The organism is Rhizobium sp. Root149, from assembly GCF_001427345.1.
Classification (GTDB): domain Bacteria; phylum Pseudomonadota; class Alphaproteobacteria; order Rhizobiales; family Rhizobiaceae; genus Neorhizobium; species Neorhizobium rhizoryzae.
In genome coordinates, this window is the sequence record NZ_LMGD01000022.1 from 182,378 (window position 1) to 197,468 (window position 15,091).

Sequence of the window (15,091 nt, forward strand, 5' to 3'; positions counted from 1 at the left end):
TGACATGACAATCGTTGCCCGGTCGCTTGCTGCGATCAAGCCATCCGCGACAATTGCCATCACCCAGATGGCGCGCGTTCTGAAATCCAGCGGCGTCGATGTCATCTCGATGTCGACCGGAGAGCCGGATTTCGACACGCCGGACCACATCAAGGATGCGGCTCATGACGCGATCCGGCGTGGGGAAACCAAGTATACGCCGGTCGCCGGCATTCCGGAGCTGCGTCAGGCGATCGTGGCCAAGTTCCAGCGTGAAAACGGCTTGAGCTACCGCGTTGACCAGACCATCGTTGGAACGGGTGCCAAGCACATCATCTACAATGCGCTGAGAGCCAGCCTGAATCCGGGCGATGAAGTCATCATTCCAGCGCCATACTGGGTGTCCTATCCCGAAATGGTGGCAATTTGCGGAGGCGTGCCGGTGACTGTACCGACGCGCATGGAATACAATTTCAAGCTCCAGCCGGATGATCTGCGGCAGGCCATTACGCCCCGCACGAAATGGGTGTTTCTGAACTCACCATCCAATCCCTCGGGAGCCGCCTATACCCATGACGAGCTGAAACTCATCACCGATGTCCTGAAGGAGTTTCCGCATGTCTGGCTCCTGACGGACGACATGTACGAACATCTGGTCTATGGCGACTTCCAGTATGTCACGGCGGCACAGATCGAGCCGTCCTTGCTGGACCGTACGCTGACGGTCAACGGCGTTTCGAAAGCCTATGCCATGACTGGCTGGCGTATCGGCTATGCGGCTGGTCCGAAGGAGTTGATCGACGCCATGATCCTGCTCCAGGGACAGCAGACATCCGGCACGAGCTCCATTGCGCAATGGGCCTCCGTCGCTGCACTCAATGGCCCGCAGGACCATCTCGATGTGTTTCGTGAGGCCTTTGATGAGCGACGCCAACTGATTACGTCCATGCTCAACCAGGCCAATCTGTTGAGCTGCCTGAAGCCGGAAGGCGCCTTCTACGTCTTCCCTTCCTGCGAGCGCACCTATGGAAAGACAACTGCCGGTGGGCGTCTGATCCAGAATGACGAAGATTTCGTCAGCGCACTTCTGGAGGAAAAAGCCGTGGCGACCGTTCACGGCAGTGCCTTCGGTCAGCCCGGCAATTTTAGGCTTTCTTATGCGACTTCGCTGGAAGAGGTCAGGCGCGCCTGTATCCGGATCCAGGAATTTTGTGGCGACCTCCGTTAAGAGATTATTTTGATGACAATTCTGGGAATTTCCTATCTGGCCCTTGGCCTCTACTACTGGACCATGTCGGTCACGCCGGGGCCAAACAATGTGATGCTCACTCTTTCGGGCGTCAACTTCGGCTTCAACCGAACCTTGCCTCATATCCTGGGCATCGCTTCGGGTTGCGCAGTCCAGACCTTTCTGTTGTGCCTTGGACTCGGCTTCATCTTTCATGAGTTTCCGGTCATTCAGCAGGTTCTGAAGTGGGCAGGTGCCGCCTATCTGATCTATCTGGCACTCAAGCTGGTCGGCGCCAAGGTTGCAAGCGGCGTTCAGGCGCCGCCACGACCTCTCACCCTGTTCGATGCGGCTTCTTTCCAGTTCATCAATCCCAAGGCCTGGGTGAAAGCAACGACGACAGCCACCATCTTCATGCCGGAGGGTACTCCCATCCTGGCGTCCGGACTTGCAATCTTTTCACTTTGTACATTGGTCAATATTGCGTCCTCTTCCCTTTGGGCCGGCTTCGGCGTCGGTATCCGCAAGCTTCTGTCCAATCCGAAAATGCTGCGTGCATTCAATCTGTCGATGGCCGCCCTGTTGATCGGCACAGCTGTCTACGTCGTTCTTTCCTGATTTTTTTAGCGTCTCCGTGACTATTTTGATGATTATCAGATCGGAGACGCATTCTTCTTTTTCATATTATTCATTTTTAGAGAATCCCCATGAAGATCGCGATTTTAAGCCATGTCGATCCTGGCTTTCTGGATGAAATATTATCGGACAATATTCTGTACAGGCCGGACGTTTTAAAAAAGGGGAAACGTTGCTTTCAACGTTTTCTAAAGGAAAACGATGTTTGCGCCCTCGTGATATCGGGCTTTCTCCCGGTCGATTTTCTTTCCGAGTGGCGCTCCAGGGACAAGCCGCGCGGGTTGGTGGTGTTCGTTGGCACGGGCGGCTTCGAAACAAATATGCAGCCCGTCGCGGAAGAGAATGCGCCTTTGCCGGTCACGCCGGATACGGATCAGCCCGCTCCTGTGCCGAGGCGAAAACAGTGCATCGCTTCCAGCCTGAACATTCAGGTACGTCAGGCCGAAGGTATCGTGTCAGCTCTGACCTGTATCGAGAAGCAGTGGATCGACCAGAGACCAGTGAATGCCATCGTGCCGATGGGCAGAAAATCCAATCGTGAGCACGTCACCTTCGTTGGGGCGGGGCTCGTCAACCTGATCAGTGCGCATTTCGCCGTCCGTGTCGGCATGTCCGTGCGCATCGTCGAAGCGGCGCCGGATCCTCGACATGGCGAAGACTGGACCCGCTATGGATGCAGTTCGGGCGGTGCGAATGCCCGTATGTTCACGCTGTCGGAAATGGATAATTACAATTGCCGCCATGCCCATCAGGATATGAACTGGCAATTCTCTCGAAGCGTTGCCCAGAATGGCTGGAATGTCTGTGACGCTGCGCGCCTGTCCGGCGAGGAGAAGACCTGGATCGACGATTTCGAGCGAATCCCGAGTTGGTTGGCTGAGTCCTATAATCAGGACATCTTCAAGTTCAGCCGTGAAAGCAAATCTCTTTGGGAACAATGGATGGAGGAAGATCCGGAGCTGTTTTCAGACAGCGTGACGACGCGCGATATTCTGCGAATTTATTCCGACGCCGATCACCTTCAGGCGTCGCTCGCACGGCAGGACAGGATCGGCGCAACCATTCGCGCGGTTTCCATTGGAGACATAGCCGACGAACAGCCGATCCTTGCCGCAGCTGTGGATCGTGGTCTTGTCGCCGGCGGGGTCTATGTTCATGGATTTACAGTGAACGTCCATCGGTTCATTGCGGCGCTGATTGAACGGCTTGAGACAGGGGGCGTTGCCTTCGACTGGCAGACGCGAATGGTGTCCATCGAGCAAGGAACAGGCGGAACTGTCGAAGGTATCAGTCTCGAGAGCGGCGAAGTGGTCCGGGGAAACATTGTCATTTCGCCGGGCGCCTACGGCAACGGCGTTTTGCATGGAACCTCGGCGCATCGCCAGATTGCTGGCGTTCTGGGTGCCTGGCTCACCGTGCCCGACCGGGAGGGCGGCCTCAGGAATTCGCTGAAGCTTGCACGGAAAGGCCATATCGTGGAAGACGCGAATGTGACGGTGGCACTGGACGAAAACGGGGAGCGCGTCGCGATCATCGGTTCCGGCTACGGTTTCACCGGCTTTGACCCCTACAACATCGACCAGGACCTTCTCGGCCGCATCTATTCCGGCATTCGGGATACTGCCCGTCATTATTTTCCGGAAAGCTACGCGCAGAGCGTGGCGGAAGGGTCACTTGATCGCAGTCTGAAATACTGCGTTCGACCCTGGACACCCACGGGTCTCGGCGTGTTCGAGGCCCTGCGAGCGGCAAATGATGACAAGCTGATCGTCGTTGGCGGGCACAATACAGGCGGCTTTGCCCAGGCTCCAGCGACCGGCATGGCGGTCATTGCCTCCATTCGCGGGCGTCAGCATGACATGCATCGCGATTACAGGCCCAACCGCTTCCGTTCCTTTCTCAGCGCATGAGACGGCTGGAAACGGCTGACGGCACTTTCGAACTCATGCAGCTGGAGGGTAGCCGGGATGGGCCACATCTCTATCCACTGTTTCACGCAGACGGCGGGCAAGAGGTCTGGACCTATCTCCGCGACGGCCCGTTTCGAACGATGGACGAATACGTTCGGCATCTCGATGGCTTCGCCGGGCGTCATGGTCTTCTGGCGTTCGTTGTCCGAGAAGCCGCATCCGCGAGGCCGGTCGGCATGTCTCTCATCATCCACATCAGCGACAGGACAGAGAGTGTCGAGATAGCCTATGTCCTCTTTGCTCCAGACGTTCACGGCAAGGGCGTTGCCTTCGCCGCGGTGCAGGCCTTGCTGGATTACATTTTTCAGGATCTCGGCAAGATGCTCTGCATCTGGAAATGCGACAGCCTGAACGCGAAATCTGCAGGTTTGGCGCGCAAGCTGGGATTTCGACAGACGGAAGAGATCAAGGGCGATTTCGTCGTGAAAGGCCGTCTGCGCGACAGTCTCGTGTTCCAGATGCAGGCGCAAGACTGGCAGGCGCAGGATCGGTCCTTAAGAGGCTCAGGCATGCGGTGATGCCGGAGCCATGGGTCGCAAGTGCCATTATCCGGCTTTTCGCTCGGAGAGCATACGCCCGACGATGATGACCAGAACGCCTGCCAGTGCCAGGCAAACGGAGAGGAAGAACATCGGCGCGATGGTGCTTCCCGTCGAATCCTTGATCCAGGGTACGACGTTCTGGGCAATGAAGCCGCCGAGGTTACCGACCGAATTGATGGCGGCGATCCCGGCTGCGGCTCCGGCCCCTTTCAGGAAACGGCCCGGCAGGCTCCAGAAGACCGGTTGTCCGGCAAAGATACCGGCCGCGGCGATGCACAGAAGCGCAAACTGCAGGATCGGGGCTGAAATGACTGCCGAGAGGGCGAGGCAGATCGCGCCGATGAAGGCTGGACCGACGATGTAGGGCGTCTTGTTCTCCGTCTTGTCCGCCGCGGAAGGAATGATCCAGAGCGCCAATGCCACGATCAGCCAGGGGATGATGTTGATGACGCCGTTCATGGTGTTGGAGACGCCGAAGCCCTGCACGATGGTGGGCAGCCAGTAGCTGAGCCCGTAAGCAGCCAGCGGAAAGCCGATATAGCAGAGCGACATCAGAAGAACGCGCGGATTGATCAGCGCCTTGAAGCCATTGTCGGCATGTTCGTCCATGCCTGCATTTTCCTGTGCCAGACGGTCAGCCAGCCATTGCTTTTCAGCATCGGTCAGAAATTTCGCGCTCTGCGGCGTATCGTCCAGATAGAGGAACGTCGCGATGCCGGCGATGACCGCAGGAATACCGGTTGCGAGAAACACCCACTCCCATCCGGCCAGCCCCAGCACACCATCCAGATCCAGCAGCATGCCGCCCAGCGGTGCGCCAAGTGCGTTGGCAAAGGCGCTGAAGATCATGAACAGGCCAACCATGCGGCCGCGATAGTCCTTCGGGAACCAGAGCGTCAGCAGATAGAGCACGCCGGGGAAAAAGCCTGCTTCCGCAACACCCAGCAGAAAGCGCAGGATGTAGAACATCGTCGGGCTCTGGGTGAAGGCGAGCGCAATGGTGATGAGACCCCAGGTCACCATGATGCGGGTGAACCAGACACGCGCGCCGAAGCGGTTCAGGAACAGATTGCTCGGCACCTCGAACAGGAAATAGCCCACGAAGAACAGCGAGGCACCCAAGCCATAGGCATATTCGCTGAGACCCAGCGCATCCACCATCTGCAGTTTTGCATAAGATACGTTCTGCCGGTCGATATAGGCAATGAGATACAGAAGGCCGAGAAAGGGCATAAGCCGCCAGGTGATCTTCGCGATCAGCGATTTTTCAGAAACCACGGGGTTCCTCCAGAAAATGCGAAACAGGGAAAGAGGCTCCCAAGCCTTCCGGTTGCACATAGAGGATAGCCCTCGCGAAACAAGATTGTTTATCAGTTTCGCCAGGAAGAAGGGGCACACGGCATCCGCTGTCGCTCGTGCTTCATGTTGCCCGCGGCTTCGAAAACTGCTAGATAACCGGTCATGGGATCGAAATTCGGATGTCTCGCGAACCAGTTTATCGTGCTGCAGGACCACAAGCGTCTGCCGGCACGTTTCTTCGCGCGCATTTCCGGTGCTCTGAACAGCCGACTTCGTAGCGTCTGACACTTCGTCGTCGGTGGCCGATGCTGCCGAATTCATATCCCCTCATTTCCAAAATCAAATGGATGGCAGCCATGAGCGCACCTCGTACTCTCTATGACAAGATCTGGGATGATCACGTCGTTTCGACCGATGAAACCGGCACCTGTCTTCTCTACATCGACCGTCACCTCGTGCATGAAGTGACGAGCCCGCAGGCATTCGAAGGTCTGCGCATGGCGGGTCGCAAGGTGCGCGCGCCCGAAAAGACGCTGGCTGTGGTAGACCACAACGTTCCCACGACCATGGATCGCTACACAGGCATCCAGAACGAGGAAAGCCGCATCCAGGTGGAAGCGCTGGCCCAGAACGCCCATGACTTCGGCGTCGAATATTACTCGGAAAAGGACAAGCGCCAGGGCATCGTCCACATTGTAGGGCCGGAACAGGGCTTTACTCTTCCGGGCATGACCATCGTTTGCGGCGATAGCCACACCTCCACGCATGGTGCCTTCGGCGCTCTGGCGCATGGCATCGGCACGTCGGAAGTCGAGCATGTTCTCGCCACACAGACGCTGGTGCAGAAGAAAGCCAAGAACATGCTGGTGCGTGTGGATGGCAAGCTGCCGGCTGGTGTTACCGCCAAGGATATCATTCTCGCCATCATTGGCGAAATCGGCACGGCAGGCGGCACCGGCCACGTTATCGAATTCGCAGGCGAAGCCATCCGTTCGCTCTCGATGGAAGGCCGCATGACGGTCTGCAACATGACGATTGAAGGCGGTGCCCGCGCCGGTCTCATCGCGCCGGACGAAACCACGTTCGAATACATCAAGGACAAGCCGCGCGCGCCGAAGGGCAAGGCCTGGGACATGGCGCTCGACTACTGGAAGACGCTGCATTCCGACGAAGGCGCGCATTACGATCGCGTCGTCGTTCTCGATGCCGCCAACCTGCCGCCGATCGTGTCCTGGGGCTCGTCGCCGGAAGACGTTATTTCCGTTCAGGGCGTCGTGCCGAACCCGGATGATATCGCCGATGAAACCAAGCGCACGTCCAAGTGGCGCGCACTTGACTACATGGGCCTGAAGCCGGGCACCAAGATCACCGATATCGCGGTCGATCGCGTCTTCATCGGTTCCTGCACCAATGGCCGTATCGAAGATCTGCGCGCTGCTGCAAAGGTTGTCGAAGGTCACAAGGTGGCGTCCACCGTATCCGCCATGATTGTTCCGGGTTCCGGCATCGTGAAGGAACAGGCGGAAGCCGAAGGTCTGGACAAGATCTTCAAGGAAGCCGGTTTCGAATGGCGCGAGCCGGGTTGCTCCATGTGCCTGGCCATGAACGACGACCGCCTGAAGCCGGGTGAGCGTTGCGCCTCCACCTCGAACCGCAACTTCGAAGGCCGTCAGGGCTATAAGGGCCGCACGCACCTCGTTTCGCCTGCCATGGCCGCCGCTGCTGCCATCAAGGGCCACTTCGTGGATATCCGCGAGTGGAAGTAAGCGTCTAACTCTTCAGTCTGATTGACCAAATGCCGGGTTCGGAAGAGCCCGGCATTTTTGTGTGTCGGCAAAACGATCCCCTGCCGCTTCGCCTTTCGGCAGCAATGTCTGGTCGACGTCCACGTCCCAGATTCGTGTCATCGGCCTTAGCTGCCGTACCCATGCCTCCGGTTTCTGTCTTCCCCTGCGCCACCAGAGCAGCAGATGCAGCAGGCCCAGCACGAAGACCGGCGGCACAAGCAGCCATAGCGCCTTAATGACATCGGGTGAGGCCCGAAAGGTGGCGAGCAGGTCGGCAGCGAGATTATAGTTGTCCATGCAATGTACGCCTCACCGTCTATGTGCGGGCAGCAGGGTGAGCGAACAAAAGCTCGCCCACTCGCACGCCGCATCATGTAACACGCAGTGTTTCAAACGGAGGAAAGGCGCGCCAAAGGCCAAGTTGCTTGGAGGCTCTGGCGGCCGGGGAGTTGGAAAGCCGATAGTAAACGACCGCCCCGACCTTTAGGTGCGAGCACCTTGGACATGCGTCAGGGCCTCCCCAGCCATAGAAGGTGGAGAGCTTATAAGCCAAGCTCACGCACTCAGCCACACAAGAATGGCCGAGAGGGCATCTTACGAAGAATGCCAGTCGTTACTATAGGGGTTTCCACGCCCCGGAACCGGCCCGTTATTTCCGGTTCCACAGTCAGCCTATGCCGCCAAGGTTGCGGCTGCAATTGCAAGATGTGGGGGATTTATTCCGTGCATGCGCATGCAATCAGGCGCTTTACAGGTGATGGGTAGGCCTGTGGAAGTCCCGCCAAATCTTTGCAGCGGTTCTGAAAATCTTGAAGCAATAAGAAAGCAGACCTGAACCTCGAGATATGTGCACCATGTGTCGCGTGGATCATGGCGCGTGCATGCTCTTTGACATTCCGTTTCTTCTCGCCGTTCCTGCTGTGGACTGGAAATAGCGGCCATTTTCCGCCATATAGGCGCAAAGATGTGGGCTTGCCCGCAAGACCAAGGTGGCGTCGATGGCTGATACGGTAGAATTCGCGAAGATGAACGGGCTTGGCAACAAGATCCTCGTCGTCGATATGCGTGGCCGCAAAGATCGCGTTACCCCGGAAGCGGCCATTGCGCTGGCTGCCGATCAGGCCACGAACTTCGATCAGATCATGGCGATCCACGATCCGAAGCTTTCCGGAACGGATGCCTATATCGACATCGTCAATTGCGATGGCACGCGGGCGCAGGCCTGCGGCAATGGCACCCGTTGCGTGGTGCAGGCGCTTTCCGCTGAAACGGGTCGCAAGGCCTTCACCTTCCAGACGCTGGCGGGAATCCTGAATGCGCAGGAGCATCAGGACGGCACCATTTCCGTTGATATGGGCAAGCCGGTGTTCCAGTGGGACAAGATCCCCCTGTCGGAAGAATTCCACGATACCAGCCGAATTGAACTGCAGATCGGACCGATCGATAATCCCGTGCTGCATTCGCCTGCCGTCATGTCCATGGGCAATCCGCATGCCATCTTCTGGGTGGATCGCGACCCGATGACATTCGAACTGGAGCGTTTCGGTCCTCTGCTCGAGAATCATCCCATGTTCCCGGAAAAGGCCAATATCACGCTGGCACAGGTCATCTCGCCAACGGAAATGGTAACCCGCACTTGGGAGCGTGGCGCGGGCCTCACGCTTGCCTGCGGCTCCGCTGCCTGTTCCGCAGGTGTTTCCGGTGCGCGCACAGGCCGAACTGAACGCAAGGTGGATATCATTGTTGCCTCCAGCCCAAATCGCGGCAAACTTTCCATTGAGTGGCGGGCCGACGATCACGTCATCATGACGGGACCGGCCGAGTGGGAATGGTCGGGCAATCTCGATCCGGTTTCTGGCAGTTTCACACGGGATCCAGAGCCTGAGGTGCAGGCGCAGTGAGCGGTGTCGAAGTCATCACCTTCGGCTGCCGTCTGAACACTTACGAATCCGAGGTCATGCGGGCAGAGGCGGAGAAGGCGGGGCTGAACAATGCCGTGCTCGTCAACACCTGCGCTGTCACCGGGGAGGCCGTGCGTCAGGCGCGCCAAGCCATTCGTCGTGCCCGGCGGGAAAACCCGCATGCCCGCATCATCGTCACCGGTTGCGCGGCGCAAACGGAAGCCGCCACCTTCGGCGAAATGCCGGAAGTGGATGCCGTTCTCGGCAATGAGGAAAAGCTGAAAAGCGCCTCCTACCGCGCCTTGCCGGATTTCGGCGTGTCAGCCGAAGAGAAGCTGCGCGTCAACGATATCATGAGCGTGAAGGCCACCGCCCCGCAGATGGTGAAGCACATAGACGGGCATGTGCGCGCCTTCATTCAGGTGCAGAACGGCTGCGATCATCGCTGCACCTTCTGCATCATTCCTTATGGCCGCGGCAATTCCCGCTCAGTGCCCATGGGGGCCGTCGTCGATCAGGCGCGCAAACTGGTGGCGGAAGGCTATCAGGAAGTGGTGCTGACCGGCGTGGATGCCACCAGTTACGGTGCCGATCTGCCGGGAACCCCGACGCTTGGGCTTTTGGCGAAGACGTTGTTGAAGCAGGTGCCGGAGATCTTGCGGCTGCGGCTTTCATCCATCGATAGCATCGAGGCAGACAGCCATCTGTTTGACCTTCTGGCCGATGAGCCGCGCTTCATGCCGCATCTGCACCTCTCGCTCCAGCATGGCGATGACATGATCCTGAAGCGGATGAAGCGGCGGCATTCCAACGCCGATGCATTGGCTTTCATCAATCAGGTGCGCAGCCTTCGCCCGGATGTAAGTTTCGGTGCCGATATGATTGCGGGCTTCCCGACCGAGACGGACGAGATGTTCGAGAATGCGGTTCGTCATGCGCAAGACTGTGGGCTTTCCTTCCTGCATGTCTTCCCCTACAGCCCGCGACCCGGCACACCGGCGGCGCGCATGCCGCAACTGGATCGGGCGCTGGTGAAAGAACGCGCGGCACGAATGCGGGCCGTTGGCGATAAGCTTCTCCTCTCCCATCTCGACAAGATGGTCGGGACGCGCCACATGATCCTTGTGGAGCAGAGCGGATTTGCCCATACGGAAAACTTCTCGCTGGTTGCAGCTCCCGGTTTGAGGCCGCGCGATATGGTGCCGGTGAAGATGACCGGTCATAACGGCAAACATCTGACAATGCAGGTCGACGCTGCCGCTGCGGCGTGACGGAACGGAACATTTTATGGCGCTGGGGTTCATCAAGAAGGTCTTCTCGTTCGGCAAGGACAAGCCTGCGGAGGAGAGCAAGGCATCGGAAGCTCTGACGGCTGACGACAAGGCGTCCATAGAGGCGGAGCTTGAGCCGCATTCGCGCGAAGAGGACCTCCCGGTTTCCCCGGTCGATCCTGTCGCCTCCGTCGAGATGGAAACCGCAGGCGGCCCCGCTGATGACGCGGCAGAGGTTGATGAGCCGGTGTTGCTGGCCCCTGCCGAACTTCCGGGTGAACTGGGCCTTGTCCCGCTTTCGCTGCTAGAGGCTGAAGCTGAAAGCTCTGATGGCGATCAAAGCCCACCCCCCTCTGTCCTGCCGGACATCTCCCCCTCAAGGGGGGAGATCGACTCGCCGCGAAATGACCATCCTCTCGTTGATGTTGCGGATGCTGAACCGCGCTTACAAGTAGGTGGTTCTTCCCCTAAGCAGGATGTAGGACAATACAGAAGCCCGGAATCGATCTCCCCCCTTGAGGGGGAGATGTCCGGCAGGACAGAGGGGCGTAACGACACGGTTACCCCAACGCTGTCCGAACCCGTCCTTCCCAAAGGCTTCGCCACTCGCAAGGAAGCCGCCCCGGTCGAAGCTGCGCCAGAGGTCAAACTCTCCTGGTTCCAACGGTTGCGCGAGGGGCTTTCGCGCACATCCGCGCAACTGACCGGCCAGATCGCGGCTCTCTTCACCAAGCGCAAGCTGGACGAGGCGACGCTGGAGGAGCTGGAAGACCTGCTCATTCAGGCGGATCTTGGCGTGGAAACGGCGATGCGCATCACCGATACGCTGTCGTCCGAACGCTATGGCAAGGATGTGACGGGTGACGACGTGTCGCGCATCATGGCGAGCGAAATCACCAAGGTTCTGAAGCCGGTGGCCAAGCCGCTGGAACTGGATCTGTCCCACAAGCCGCATGTCATTCTCGTGGTCGGCGTCAATGGAACGGGCAAGACCACGACCATCGGCAAGCTTGCGGCCAAGCTGTCCGGCTCAGGGCTGAAGGTTATGCTGGCGGCAGGCGATACGTTCCGCGCGGCTGCCATCGAGCAGTTGAAGATCTGGGCGGATCGTACGCGCTCGGAATTCATCGGCACCAAGCTTGGCGCGGATGCGGCAGGCCTTGCCTATGACGCCTTCGAACAGGCCAAGGCGAAGAAGTGCGACGTTCTGATTATCGATACGGCTGGACGTCTTCAGAACAAGGCCGAGTTGATGGCTGAGTTGGAAAAGATCGTCCGCGTTCTGAGCAAGCTGGACCCGGATGCGCCGCATACCGTCCTCCAGACCCTTGACGCAACGACCGGCCAGAACGCAATGAACCAGGTGGAAATTTTCCGCAACGTGGCTGGCGTCAGCGGTCTCATCATGACCAAGCTGGACGGAACAGCGCGCGGCGGCATTCTGGTGGCCATTGCCGCCAAGCACAAGCTTCCGGTCTATTTCATCGGTGTTGGCGAGGGGATCGACGATCTTGAACCCTTCGAGGCGGAAGATTTTGCGCAGGCAATTGCGGGTGTGTCGCATTGATGCCACAGAAAACCGCTTTGCACCTATTCTTTCAACACCTTCATAAAGACGCGCCCCATGCCAAGCCTTGAAAGCGATACGACGCCGACGCGTCAGGAAAAGGAACATCCGGGCCTGAAGCTCGCGCTGGAACTCGGGCCTTTGCTTGTGTTCTTTTTTGCCAACTTGCGGGGCGAATGGCTGGTCTCCAAGTTTCCAGCGCTCTCAGCGCTAGGCGGACCGCTGCTGGTGGCGACGGGCCTTTTCATGGCGGCAACGGTTATTTCGCTGATCGTCTCCAAGATCGTTTTCAAGCATTTGCCGGTCATGCCCTTCGTCTCCGGTATCGTGGTCATGATCTTTGGCGGCCTCTCCATCTGGTTGCAGGACGAGACCTTCATCAAGATGAAGCCGACCATCGTCAACACGCTGTTCGGCGTTACGCTGCTGATTGGCCTGTTGTTCGGCAAATCGCTGCTGGGCTATGTCTTCAACGCAGCCTTTCAGCTGACGGATGAAGGATGGCGCAAGCTGACTCTCCGTTGGGGCATTTTCTTCCTGTTTCTTGCCGTGCTGAACGAAGTGGTCTGGCGCAATTTTTCCGACGCCGTCTGGGTCAACTTCAAGGTTTGGGGCACGATGCCGATCACCATTGCCTTCACGCTGGCGCAGATGCCGCTCATCATGAAACATTCGCTTGAGCCGAAGTCCGAGGATGGAAAGTGAGCACGGCGGACGCCTATCCCGCCCGCAACGGCAGCAGCGGCCATTACTGGTTTGCGGTCGCGCTCATCATTCTGCTGGCACAGATCATCGCCGAGCATTTCATGGGGCGGGTGTGGATCTGCACCTGCGGCACTGTGAAGTTGTTTGAGCCGGGCGTGAACACGCCGGGCAATTCCCAGCATCTGGCGGATTGGTACACGCCGTCGCACATCATCCATGGCTTCCTGTTTTATGGCCTCGGCTGGCTGGTGCTGCGCAAGGCTTCGTTTGCCAAGCGTCTCACGCTTGCCACCTTCATCGAAGCGGCCTGGGAGCTTCTCGAAAACTCCCCCATCATCATCGACCGCTATCGATCCGCAACCATGGCCATCGGCTATGAAGGCGATAGCATCCTGAATTCGGCCATGGATACCATCTTCATGGCGCTTGGCTTTCTGTTTGCCGCACGCATGCCGGTCTGGGTCACGCTATTTGTCGCGATCATTTTCGAGATCTTCACCGGCTGGCTGATCCGCGACAACCTGACCCTCAACGTGCTGATGCTCGTTTATCCGCTCGATGCGGTCCGGGTTTGGCAGGGGGCGCTGTAAAGCATTTCCAGCAAAAGTGTGCAGCGGTTTTGCGTCCGGAAATGCGTCATAACAAGGAGTTGGATCAGACTTGCGGCGTCAGGGCCTTCTCGATGGCGGGCAGTAGATCCTGGCTGACGCTGCGCTCATCGAAAGGCCCGACGCGCTTGTAGAGGATCGTGCCATCCGGAGCGACGAGATAGCTTTCCGGAATGCCATAGACGCCCCAGTCGATCGCGGCCTTGCCGTTCGGATCAACGCCGATGGCGTTGTAGGGATTGCCGAGTTCGCCCAGGAAACGCAGCGCGTTGTCGTTGCGATCCTTGTAATTGATGCCGACGATAGTGATCCGGCTATCCTTCGCGAGCTCCTTCAGGAGCGGATGCTCCTGACGGCAGGGTACGCACCAGGACGCAAACACATTCACCAGTGTCAGCCTGCCTTTGATGGCGGCATCGGTCAGCGCAGGCGTTTGCGATCCTTCCAGCGGTGGCAAGGCAAGTGAAGGCGCGTGTTTGCCGATCAGAGCCGAAGGAATGGCAGACACATCGCGTCCATTCACATCCTGATCATACAACATTTTTCCCGCCACTGCGGCAAAGCCTGCGAAGATCACCAGCGGGATCAGGGCAAAGCCATAACGTCCGAGGCCACGCTTTTCCGGCGTTTCCTCCGTTTGAAGGGGAGCCGTCATGCCTGTTTGCCCTCAGTCACGGGAGGAGAGGACCGACGACGGATACCGGCGGCTTCCAATTCCGCCATTTCCCTTCGGCGGGCGCGACCATCCAGAAGGGTCCAAGCTATAACGGCAAGCGTAATCAGCGCCGTCACACCATAGGAGGTATAGATATAGAAAGCGTGGCTCATCTATCATACCTCCCGGCTTGCGTTACGGGCTGCCAGACGCCGCTGGGTGGCAATGCGACGACGCCAGATCTCATTGCGCATGGCCGTGATATGCAATGTGAAGAACAGCAGCGTGTAAGCAACGGCCATAACCAGCAGCGGACGCAAAAACTCTCCGTCGATGGTCGGTCCATCCATGCGGATGACACTGGCTGGCTGATGCAGCGTGTTCCACCAGTCCACCGAGAACTTGATGATTGGGATGTTCACAAATCCCACGAGGATCAGCACCGAAGAAACCCGCGCAGCCTTGGACGGATCGTCCATGGCGCGGTTCAGCGCGATGATGCCGAGATACATCAGGAACAGGATGAAGACGGATGTGAGCCGCGCATCCCACACCCACCACGTGCCCCACATGGGTTTCCCCCACAGCGAACCTGTGATCAGCGCGATCAGCGTAAAAGCGGCACCAAGCGGAGCTGCGGCCTTATGGGAAACATCGGCCAGCGGATGACGCCAGACCAGCGTGCCAATGGCCGACAGCGCCATGACGGAATAACACATCATCGACAGCCAGGCCGCAGGCACATGGATGTACATGATCCGCACCGTATCTCCCTGCTGGTAATCCCCCTCAGTCGTGAAGGCGAGGTACAGCCCGGCTGCGAAGAGCAGACAACAGAGGCCCGCCATCCACGGCAAAAGGCGTTCCGCAAGCGCGAGGAACCGCGTCGGGTTGGCAAGGTCGCTGAATTTGCGGATGGCGAGGCTTTCGGTCATGTAATCCT

General features: G+C 58.4%; 15 protein-coding genes. 10 read left to right on the forward strand and 5 right to left on the reverse strand.

Annotated elements, in window-relative coordinates:
• The first annotated feature begins 4 nt into the window (after positions 1–4).
• The 4 genes from ASD54_RS19115 to ASD54_RS19130 all read left to right on the forward strand — a co-directional run bounded on the left by ASD54_RS19115 (position 5) and on the right by ASD54_RS19130 (position 4,331).
• On the forward strand, positions 5–1,207 hold the full coding sequence (locus tag ASD54_RS19115; RefSeq protein ID WP_062556142.1) for a pyridoxal phosphate-dependent aminotransferase: 1,203 nt from the start codon (positions 5–7) through the stop codon (positions 1,205–1,207).
• 12 nt (positions 1,208–1,219) lie between these two features.
• Positions 1,220–1,825: a LysE family translocator gene (locus ASD54_RS19120; protein ID WP_062556143.1), complete on the forward strand. Its 606-nt coding sequence runs from the start codon at positions 1,220–1,222 to the stop codon at positions 1,823–1,825.
• A gap of 89 nt (positions 1,826–1,914) precedes the next feature.
• Positions 1,915–3,753: an FAD-binding oxidoreductase gene (locus tag ASD54_RS19125; RefSeq protein WP_062556144.1), complete on the forward strand. Its 1,839-nt coding sequence runs from the start codon at positions 1,915–1,917 to the stop codon at positions 3,751–3,753.
• The gene (locus ASD54_RS19130) at positions 3,750–4,331 is read left to right on the forward strand and encodes a GNAT family protein (RefSeq protein WP_062556145.1); all 582 of its coding nucleotides are present in this window, start codon (positions 3,750–3,752) and stop codon (positions 4,329–4,331) included. Before ASD54_RS19125 ends, ASD54_RS19130 begins: the two co-directional genes overlap by 4 nt.
• A 27-nt stretch (positions 4,332–4,358) precedes the next feature.
• On the opposite strand, the gene ASD54_RS19135 is transcribed toward ASD54_RS19130, so the two are convergent.
• Positions 4,359–5,633 (reverse strand): MFS transporter, encoded by a 1,275-nt coding sequence (locus tag ASD54_RS19135; protein ID WP_062556146.1) that lies wholly within the window; start codon positions 5,631–5,633, stop codon positions 4,359–4,361.
• Between the two features lie 377 nt (positions 5,634–6,010).
• Between ASD54_RS19135 and leuC the strand changes: the two genes are divergently transcribed.
• Positions 6,011–7,420 (forward strand): 3-isopropylmalate dehydratase large subunit, encoded by a 1,410-nt coding sequence (gene leuC, locus ASD54_RS19140; protein WP_062556298.1) that lies wholly within the window; start codon positions 6,011–6,013, stop codon positions 7,418–7,420.
• Between the two features lie 12 nt (positions 7,421–7,432).
• Here the strand turns inward: leuC and ASD54_RS19145 are convergent, their stop codons facing one another.
• The gene (locus ASD54_RS19145; protein ID WP_062556147.1) at positions 7,433–7,738 is read right to left on the reverse strand and encodes a hypothetical protein; all 306 of its coding nucleotides are present in this window, start codon (positions 7,736–7,738) and stop codon (positions 7,433–7,435) included.
• Between the two features lie 701 nt (positions 7,739–8,439).
• On the opposite strand from ASD54_RS19145, the gene dapF reads away from it, so the two are divergent.
• The 5 genes from dapF to ASD54_RS19170 are packed head-to-tail and all read left to right on the forward strand — an operon-like array spanning position 8,440 to position 13,475.
• Entirely contained in the window at positions 8,440–9,342 is a 903-nt protein-coding gene (dapF, locus tag ASD54_RS19150; RefSeq protein WP_062556148.1) for a diaminopimelate epimerase, read from the forward strand.
• Complete coding sequence (gene mtaB / locus ASD54_RS19155; protein WP_062556149.1) at positions 9,339–10,613, forward strand: tRNA (N(6)-L-threonylcarbamoyladenosine(37)-C(2))-methylthiotransferase MtaB; 1,275 nt, start codon at positions 9,339–9,341, stop codon at positions 10,611–10,613. Before dapF ends, mtaB begins: the two co-directional genes overlap by 4 nt.
• A gap of 16 nt (positions 10,614–10,629) precedes the next feature.
• On the forward strand, positions 10,630–12,180 hold the full coding sequence (ftsY, locus tag ASD54_RS19160) for a signal recognition particle-docking protein FtsY (protein WP_062556150.1): 1,551 nt from the start codon (positions 10,630–10,632) through the stop codon (positions 12,178–12,180).
• Positions 12,181–12,237: 57 nt separating this feature from the next.
• On the forward strand, positions 12,238–12,885 hold the full coding sequence (locus ASD54_RS19165) for a septation protein A (RefSeq protein ID WP_062556151.1): 648 nt from the start codon (positions 12,238–12,240) through the stop codon (positions 12,883–12,885).
• The gene (locus tag ASD54_RS19170) at positions 12,882–13,475 is read left to right on the forward strand and encodes a DUF2585 domain-containing protein (RefSeq protein WP_062556152.1); all 594 of its coding nucleotides are present in this window, start codon (positions 12,882–12,884) and stop codon (positions 13,473–13,475) included. Before ASD54_RS19165 ends, ASD54_RS19170 begins: the two co-directional genes overlap by 4 nt.
• A gap of 64 nt (positions 13,476–13,539) precedes the next feature.
• Here ASD54_RS19170 and ASD54_RS19175 read toward each other — a convergent pair whose 3' ends face one another.
• The 3 genes from ASD54_RS19175 to ASD54_RS19185 are packed head-to-tail and all read right to left on the reverse strand — an operon-like array spanning position 13,540 to position 15,083.
• Positions 13,540–14,148, reverse strand: a complete 609-nt coding sequence (locus tag ASD54_RS19175) for a DsbE family thiol:disulfide interchange protein (protein WP_062556153.1) — start codon at positions 14,146–14,148, stop codon at positions 13,540–13,542.
• Positions 14,145–14,321: a heme exporter protein CcmD gene (gene ccmD / locus ASD54_RS19180; RefSeq protein ID WP_062556154.1), complete on the reverse strand. Its 177-nt coding sequence runs from the start codon at positions 14,319–14,321 to the stop codon at positions 14,145–14,147. Before ccmD ends, ASD54_RS19175 begins: the two co-directional genes overlap by 4 nt.
• Positions 14,322–14,324: 3 nt before the next feature.
• A complete protein-coding gene (locus ASD54_RS19185) occupies positions 14,325–15,083 on the reverse strand; it encodes a heme ABC transporter permease (protein ID WP_062556155.1) in 759 nt (252 codons plus the stop codon).
• Positions 15,084–15,091 lie beyond the last annotated feature (8 nt).

What these genes read in the sequence shown, in the direction of transcription:
- ASD54_RS19145 (WP_062556147.1), bottom strand. Translation starts at nt 7,738, where the DNA reads ATGGACAACTATAATCTCGCTGCCGACCTGCTCGCCACCTTTCGGGCC.
- ASD54_RS19130 (WP_062556145.1), top strand. Translation starts at nt 3,750, where the DNA reads ATGAGACGGCTGGAAACGGCTGACGGCACTTTCGAACTCATGCAGCTG.
- ftsY (WP_062556150.1), top strand. Translation starts at nt 10,630, where the DNA reads ATGGCGCTGGGGTTCATCAAGAAGGTCTTCTCGTTCGGCAAGGACAAG.
- ASD54_RS19115 (WP_062556142.1), top strand. Translation starts at nt 5, where the DNA reads ATGACAATCGTTGCCCGGTCGCTTGCTGCGATCAAGCCATCCGCGACA.
- ASD54_RS19125 (WP_062556144.1), top strand. Translation starts at nt 1,915, where the DNA reads ATGAAGATCGCGATTTTAAGCCATGTCGATCCTGGCTTTCTGGATGAA.
- ASD54_RS19175 (WP_062556153.1), bottom strand. Translation starts at nt 14,148, where the DNA reads ATGACGGCTCCCCTTCAAACGGAGGAAACGCCGGAAAAGCGTGGCCTC.
- ccmD (WP_062556154.1), bottom strand. Translation starts at nt 14,321, where the DNA reads ATGAGCCACGCTTTCTATATCTATACCTCCTATGGTGTGACGGCGCTG.
- ASD54_RS19120 (WP_062556143.1), top strand. Translation starts at nt 1,220, where the DNA reads ATGACAATTCTGGGAATTTCCTATCTGGCCCTTGGCCTCTACTACTGG.
- leuC (WP_062556298.1), top strand. Translation starts at nt 6,011, where the DNA reads ATGAGCGCACCTCGTACTCTCTATGACAAGATCTGGGATGATCACGTC.
- dapF (WP_062556148.1), top strand. Translation starts at nt 8,440, where the DNA reads ATGGCTGATACGGTAGAATTCGCGAAGATGAACGGGCTTGGCAACAAG.
- ASD54_RS19185 (WP_062556155.1), bottom strand. Translation starts at nt 15,083, where the DNA reads ATGACCGAAAGCCTCGCCATCCGCAAATTCAGCGACCTTGCCAACCCG.
- ASD54_RS19165 (WP_062556151.1), top strand. Translation starts at nt 12,238, where the DNA reads ATGCCAAGCCTTGAAAGCGATACGACGCCGACGCGTCAGGAAAAGGAA.